Source organism: bacterium (assembly GCA_022616075.1).
GTDB lineage: Bacteria > Acidobacteriota > HRBIN11 > JAKEFK01 > JAKEFK01 > JAKEFK01.
Genome location: JAKEFK010000249.1, coordinates 20560 through 27860, shown reverse-complemented (window position 1 = coordinate 27860; position 7301 = coordinate 20560). Strand labels below are relative to the sequence as shown.

Below are 7301 nucleotides of genomic sequence, written 5' to 3'. Positions count from 1 at the left end.
TGGTCTCTTTATTCGAACTGAACGTTGTCAAACTGTTCGGGGGCATTGGCCTCGATTTTTGCCAGTTCCAATTCACGCGCAACAATGTGTCTTTGATCGGCGAACTTCATCCGTTCTTCGAGTATGGGAATGGCAAGGTCAGGCCGTCCGGCCAGTCTGAGTGACCTGCCCAGATTGAAGAGCGCATAAGCGTAAGTTAGACTCCTATTGCCGGGAGGAAAGGACCTTAAGGCCTGTGCGAGCACAGGGATAGCTTCCGAATATCTACCCCCTTTCATCAGCCGAAATCCTTCTTCATTCAGACGTTCCGCAATCTGACTCGAAGTATCTGCTTCCGGTTCCTCTTCTTTCGGCTCTTCCACCTGGGGCTCCGGTGTGTCCGGCGCTACTTCGATCCGTTCGACTGTTGGAATCTGGTTTCGGTTCTCGCTCGAATTTCCTCCAGCTTGAACGATTTGACTCCGGTCCGATTGGCGCGGGATCATTCTCACCACCGCAGGTTGAGTTGGCGCCTGAATCCCATTTCTCTGAACGGGTTGCCGAAGGCTGTTTTTGTATTTTTCCTCATCAGCTTTCGCAATCTGCTCCTGCTGAATCGATCTTTTCTCAGCGAGTTTTTCCGAATAGGAAGTCTTGCTTGCAGGATTGTAAATTCCGAATAAGAGTAAGAGCACGCCGAGTACAACGGTACCTGCAACAATTTGTTCCAGGTTGCGAATATAGCGGAAACGGTTCAATTTTGAGCTGTTGCAATAAGGACAGCGCGCAGCATTGTCCGGAATCAGCTCGCGGCAGCCGCCACAATAACGCCTGATGATCGGAGCTTTACAATGGGGACACCAAATGTCTTCCGGGGCGATTTCGTGCTGGCAGGAGCGGCAAATAAAACCTGGTCCATTGTACTTACCTTCCTCAACCGCGGGCTGAAACTCATCTATGGAAAGCAGTCGCGTTGCCGGTTTGGCTTCAACTGGAAGTGGAGGTGGAACAAGAGGCGGAATGTTTGTTTCGATAACAACCGGTTCGGGCGTTGCCGGAGGTAGAATCGCTTCTTCCTCTTTTCCCTCTTCGGGCTCAATTACTTCTTCAGGCTCTGGCAATAGACTCTGCAGGATCGGAACTACCTCCGCCCGCTTTTCCTTGACTGCAAGATCCAACGCCGTCAAACCATCTTTGTTTCTAGCGTTAGGGTCGGCTCCCGCTTCTACTAATATCTTAGTTATGTTGTAATCTCCCAACTGGCAAGCCAGCATCAGGGGTGTGTATCCATCAGAGTTCGGTTCGTCCTTTTTGAAACCAGCCTGCAGAAGGTCACGGACCATGTCCGAATCCTTTTGCAAAATGGCATCAGAAAAGTTGGTGAGTCCCTCAATAGGGTAGGCACATTGTGGACAACTACGGGCCTTGCTGGATACTTCTCTTTCACAATCCGGACATCGTATCAGAGCCATTTTCTTTGCCTCCTTTAGCCGTCGAAAATATTCTCGTTTTCAAGGGTAAGTCCGGTGCATGACTATTTCATTCCCCTGGTGCAGCGAACAGCACGTTTTTTAAGTAGTCTGAAGGGAAAAGGGATGACACCCGTCCTGCGACAATCATTTTCGTCGAGAAACCGGTTTGAAAAACCGCCAAGACGCCAAGACGCCAAGAATTAAGAAATACTTCATCACTTTGTTTTATCTTGGCGCCTTGGCGGTTATCTAAGCGCCATGGCTTTCGTTAGTTGATACTTCTTAGCGTAGTAGCGAAAAGAACGGAAAGACATTCGAACAAGCTTGGCCGCCTCTTTTTGCACGCCGTTGCATTTGCGCAGCGCTTCCAGCAAAGCTTCTTTGCGGATCTGTTCAATATGTTCTTCGAGATCAAAACCTTTTTCCGGGATAGGGAAAAGAGTCCATTCCTGCTGTTGGGGAAGATGGGATACTTTTTCAGGCAGGCTTTCCAGTGTGATTCCATCGGAAATTTCCAGAGCGATCGCTCTTTCTATGGCATTTTCCAACTCCCTGACGTTGCCTGGCCAATCATAATTCTCCAGGTGGGATAATGCTTCGGGCGATATCCGCTGGATATTTTTTCCCATTTCTAACGAATACTTTTTCATGAAATGTTCGGCCAAAATCCGGATATCTTCTTTCCGTTCACGAAGTGGCGGAATTTTTATGGGTATGACATTGATCCTGTAAAAAAGATCTTCGCGCACTCTCCCGGCTTCAACCGCTTTTTGAAGGTCTTGATTTGTGGCCGCGACAACGCGAACATCAACCGGAATTTCCTGTGTTCCACCCACAGGCCGGACTCGTTTTTCCTGGAGCGCGCGCAGGAGTTTCACCTGCATTCCCTGAGTCATTTCCCCAATTTCATCCAAAAGCAAAGTTCCGCGGTCTGCGACTTCAAACAGCCCTTTCTTGTTTTGAATTGCCCCCGTAAAAGCCCCTTTAACGTGTCCAAACAGTTCGCTTTCGAGCAGGCTTTCCGGCATTGCCCCGCAGTTGATCGACACGAATGGTCCTTCTTTTCGTGGACTCTGGTAATGGATTGCTTTCGCAAATAGCTCTTTGCCGGTACCACTTTCTCCTGCGACCAGAATCGTGCTGCTTGTCGAACTGATCTTTCTTACCAGATCGAAAATCAGCTTCATTTTCGGACTTGCGCCGATGATGTTTTCGAATTGAAACTGGCGTTCGACCGATCGTTTCAGGTATACATTTTCACGCTCAAGCTTCTTTTTTGAAATGCAGTTGCTGACTTTGATCTTCAGATCTTCGATGTCGAATGGTTTATAAACGTAATCTGCAGCCCCGTTTTTGAGCGCTTCCACGGCGGTTTCTTGCGAAGCGAAAGCAGTGATCAGAATGAATTCTGTTTCGGGGGATACCTTTTTTGCGTGTTTCAGAATCTCAATTCCGTTTGTATCCGGAAGCCGGATATCGGAAATTACAAGATCAAAAACGTTCTTATTGATAGCGTTGATTGCGGTCTTTCCATTCTCGGCAAGACTCACATGATAGCCCTCTCGCTTGAGCATAATGGCGAGCATGTCGCGAATGCTCTTTTCATCATCGATTACGAGAATGGTAATCATAATTCAGTTCCAAAGTAATGAGTCGTGAGCAATGAGTCCTCTTAAGCGTGTCTCATTACTCATGACTCATTGCTCTGGCACTGTTCATTGTAACAAAGCTTGAAACGTTTGCGTTTGCAGGCAGGCGTACGGTTATTGTTGTCCCACGACTGACCGTTGATTCGATGAAGATGTGACCGTGATGATCTTGCACGATTCGATAGACTATAGCCATACCCAAACCGCTCCCACCGGTTGTGGAATCCTGAAAGGGATCGAAAATGGATTCTATTCTTTCCGGTTCAATTCCGCGCCCTTCATCGCGGAAGGAAAGAATAATGTCTCCCGGCAGATCATGAGAAAGAGTCACCGTCAGCTTACCTCCTTCGGGCATGGCACGAAGAGCGTTGATGGATAGGTTCCAGATTACCTGCTTGATTTGATTGGAATCGACTTCATGCAGGAAATTCTCTTCACTCCCGAGAAATTCAATACGATGTCCCTCTTTGAATTCTGGTCCTTTCTGGATGAAGTTGAGCATATCACTTACAATTTCTTTTAAATCTTCTACTGCGGTGCTCAATTGCTTGGGCTTTGCGTAGTTCAAGAAATTCTGGATGGTTTGATCCAGGCGAGTGGATTCCGTTAAGACAATCTCCATCAGTTTCCTTTGATCTTCGCTCAGTACCAGTTCGCTCTGCAATAATTGAACGGATCCACGGATCGACGCAAGAGGGTTGCGGATTTCGTGCGCAATGCCGGCGGCCATGGTGCCGATGGCAGCCATTCGTTCTTGCAACCGGAATTGCCGTTCCATCTTTCTGCCTTCGGTAATATCTTGAAAGATGACCATGTATCCGGTTGGTGATCCCTTTTGAGATTGCAAGTAAGAAATATTCATTCCGACGAGAATTCCCTGTTTGTCCTTGATCAGAACTCGCTCCAGAGAAGTAAAAGAGTTTGTTTTAAGCGCTTCGACCACCCTCTCCATATTGATTTCTTGCAAAAAGAGTTTATCAATTTGTTTGCCAAGAAGGTCCTGAATGGGAAGCCGCAAGATGCGGATCCCCGGTTCATTGACGAAGTTGATTTGTCTTTCCAGATCGGTGATGACCAGCCCTGCAGTCATGCTATCGATAATTTTTTGATGCAGAAGGCGCAGATCCGACAAATCTTCATCCATTTCTTCCAGCGCCGTTCGTGTGCGCCTCAATCGTTCCGATAGGTAACTGCTCATCATCGCAGTAGAATAAAACGCAAACAGGTGCATAAAGATGTAGTAGTACAGCATCCGGTACGTGATTCCCGCAATTTCCTCAACGTCTAAATCGTAATAGGGCAAAACCCGGTAATGCACGAGGACCACGAGAAGGCCGTAGAAGACGCTGCTGATGGAGGCAATATAAAGACTTCCACGCCGGTACAACAGGATGCTGGAAGAAATAATGACCAGGATATACAAAAAGGAAAAAGAACTTTTCACTCCTCCCGTGAAATAAAGAAGCAGGGTGATGACCAGAACATCACCGCTAAGCTGCATGTAGGCGAGCAGTTTTAAATCAGGAATTCTGTTAAAGAGGAAACCATAAAAGAGCGTAAAGATGGATGTCAGAAAAATCAGAAAGTAGAGGGGATTGATCGGTAAGATTGTGCGTGATACGAGCTGGATCAGAATTGCTGAACCCAGGAGGGTAATAATGATGACCATGCGAAGGGTCATCAACCAGATAAGTTTTTGCTTGAGATCGTCCTGCGGATTGAGCATCTATATTATTAACCGCCAAGACGCCAAGAACGCCAAGAAGAAAATTTTTTATACAATTTTGGCTAACTTGGCGACCTTGGCGTCTTGGCGGTTCAAATCAACCGATCTTGCTAAGCAAGGAAAATAGCGGCAAATACATTGAAATGACGATGCCGCCAATAACAATACCAAGAAATAAAATCATGATCGGTTCGAGCAGGGTCAGCATGTTTTCAACCGCCGCATCGACTTCTTCTTCATAGAAGTCGGCAATTTTCGAGAGCATTGCATCGAGTGCGCCGGTTTGCTCACCGACTGCAATCATATGAACAACCATAGGAGGAAAGACTTCCGTTTCTTTCAACGGTTCCGATATGGTCTTTCCTTCTTCGATGCTTTTTCTGGTGGCCATGATGGCATCTTCCACGATGGCGTTTCCGGCGGTTTTCGCGGTAATTTCGAGAGCTTCCAGAATCGGCACACCGGAGCTGACCAGCGTAGCCAGAGTTCGGCAGAAACGCGCCACAGCAATTTTTCGTAACACGATACCCAGAACGGGCATTTTCAAAAGAATACCATCGATAACTCGCCGCCCACGGTAAGTTCCGTGGTAGCGCTTCAACGCATAAATTAGCGCTACAAGCAGGAAAACAAGCAAGAGGAAATATCGTCCTACAAAATTGGACATCCAGATGACAACTCGCGTTGGGAGTGGAAGTTCGGCGCCCAGACCGGCAAATAAGGCTGCAAAAGTCGGGATGACTTTCCACAAGATGATCGCCACAACCAGGGCCGCAATCGCTAAAACGGCGATCGGATAAATCATGGCAGATCGCACTGCCCGTCTTAAGCGCACAATTTTTTCAATGTAGACGGCAAGACGCTGAAGAATCGTATCCAGGATACCGCCCGCTTCACCGGCTGCAATCATGTTGCAGTAAAGATCATCAAATACTTTCGGATGTTTGCGCATTGCATCGGCCAGAGTTGCACCGCTTTCAACATCCTGACGCACCTGCAATAATACTTTTTGAAATACTTTGTTTTCGGACTGGATTCCCAGGATTTCAATGCACTGAACCAGCGGTAGACCTGCATCGATCATGACCGAAAACTGTCGCGTGAAAACCGCAAGTTCTTTTGCGGAAATGCCGCCGCGTAACAGCGGAAAAGCAATTTCTTTACCTTGCTCTTTTACCTGCGTAACGATAATTTGTTGACGGCGCAGGCGTGCGCGTACAGCTTCTTTACTTTCCGCGACGATTACACCTGATTCAACTTTGTCTCCCCTTCGTCCTTTCCATTCAAAGGTTGCCATACTCTGCACCCCTCATTGAGCTTTCGACCGGCTTGCACCCGAAACTTGTTGAGTTACGATTCCCGCGCCTCGATTGATCATTTCCTGTAACTCTTCCGGATAAGAGGACCGGCTTAGAGCTAAATCCAGTGTAATCTCTTTTCTGAAATAAAGGGTAGCAAGCGATTGGTTGAATGTTTGCATTCCAAACTTTAATTGGCCCGATTGCATCGTCGAATAGATTTGATGCACTTTGTCTTCTCGGATCAGGTTTCGGATCGCGGCATTCGGAATCAAAACCTCTAAGGCCAGCACGCGACCTTTTCCACTGGCGCGCGGTAACAGAGATTGGCAGAGAATTCCTTCCAGGATCAAAGACAGTTGAGCGCGTACTTGCGATTGCTGGTGCGCCGGAAACACATCAATGATACGGTTGATGGTTTGGCTTGCAGAATTTGTATGCAAGGTCGCAAACGTAAGGTGTCCTGTTTCTGCAATGCGCAAAGCGGATTCAATTGTTTCCAGATCTCGCATTTCTCCGATCAGAACGACATCGGGATCTTCACGCAAGACAGAACGTAGCGCATTTGCAAAAGAGTGCGTATCGGCATGCAACTCGCGCTGATTCACGATGCAGCTTTGATGCTGATGCAGATATTCGATCGGATCCTCAATCGTTACGATATGATCTCGCCTCTCCTTATTGATCTTATCCAGCATGGCGGCGAGAGTTGTAGATTTACCGCTGCCTGTAGGACCTGTTACCAGAACAAGTCCACGCGGTTTCTCGCACAGTTTTTCTACGATCGGTGGCAAACCCAATTCACGGAAGGACAGAATCTCATAAGGAATTCTTCGGTAAGCAGCAGCAACAGCGCCCCGCTGGCTGAAAACGTTTGCGCGAAACCGTGCCAGTCCTTTCATTCCAAACGAAAAATCCAACTCTAAATTCTCTTCAAAACGGTGTTTTTGCGCATCCGTCAACACGCTGTATGCCAACCGTTTTGTATCCACTGGTGTGAGGGGAGGATATTCTGTTAGCGGACGGAGAGCTCCGTCAATTCGCACTTGAGGAGCCGAATGCGTTGTGACGTGAAGATCGGTTCCTCCCATCTCGATCATTTGCTTTAAAAGCTGATGGAGTGTTACTGCCATAAATTCTCCTGCTTACAAAGTGCCAATGTAATGAGCGATGAGTC

General features: G+C 47.5%; 5 protein-coding genes. All 5 read right to left on the bottom strand.

Annotated features, from left to right (window positions below; all coding sequences use genetic code 11):
- Nucleotides 1–8: 8 nt before the first annotated feature.
- Nucleotides 9–1451: an ankyrin repeat domain-containing protein gene (locus L0156_20820; GenBank protein MCI0605435.1), complete on the bottom strand. Its 1443-nt coding sequence runs from the start codon at nt 1449–1451 to the stop codon at nt 9–11.
- A 245-nt stretch (nt 1452–1696) separates the two neighbouring features.
- Nucleotides 1697–3085, bottom strand: coding sequence for a sigma-54 dependent transcriptional regulator (locus L0156_20815; protein ID MCI0605434.1), 1389 nt, complete (start codon nt 3083–3085; stop codon nt 1697–1699).
- Between the two features lie 52 nt (nt 3086–3137).
- Nucleotides 3138–4826 (bottom strand): ATP-binding protein, encoded by a 1689-nt coding sequence (locus L0156_20810; GenBank protein ID MCI0605433.1) that lies wholly within the window; start codon nt 4824–4826, stop codon nt 3138–3140.
- A gap of 97 nt (nt 4827–4923) precedes the next feature.
- Nucleotides 4924–6123, bottom strand: coding sequence for a type II secretion system F family protein (locus L0156_20805; GenBank protein MCI0605432.1), 1200 nt, complete (start codon nt 6121–6123; stop codon nt 4924–4926).
- A 12-nt stretch (nt 6124–6135) separates the two neighbouring features.
- Nucleotides 6136–7257 carry a type IV pilus twitching motility protein PilT gene (locus L0156_20800; protein ID MCI0605431.1) on the bottom strand — a complete coding sequence of 374 codons (1122 nt, stop codon included), beginning with the start codon at nt 7255–7257 and terminating at the stop codon, nt 6136–6138.
- Between the last annotated feature and the right edge of the window lie 44 nt (nt 7258–7301).

Excerpts from the sequence above, each read along its gene's own strand:
- L0156_20805 (MCI0605432.1), bottom strand. The coding sequence starts at position 6,123 with ATGGCAACCTTTGAATGGAAAGGACGAAGGGGAGACAAAGTTGAATCA.
- L0156_20800 (MCI0605431.1), bottom strand. The coding sequence starts at position 7,257 with ATGGCAGTAACACTCCATCAGCTTTTAAAGCAAATGATCGAGATGGGA.
- L0156_20810 (MCI0605433.1), bottom strand. The coding sequence starts at position 4,826 with ATGCTCAATCCGCAGGACGATCTCAAGCAAAAACTTATCTGGTTGATG.
- L0156_20820 (MCI0605435.1), bottom strand. The coding sequence starts at position 1,451 with ATGGCTCTGATACGATGTCCGGATTGTGAAAGAGAAGTATCCAGCAAG.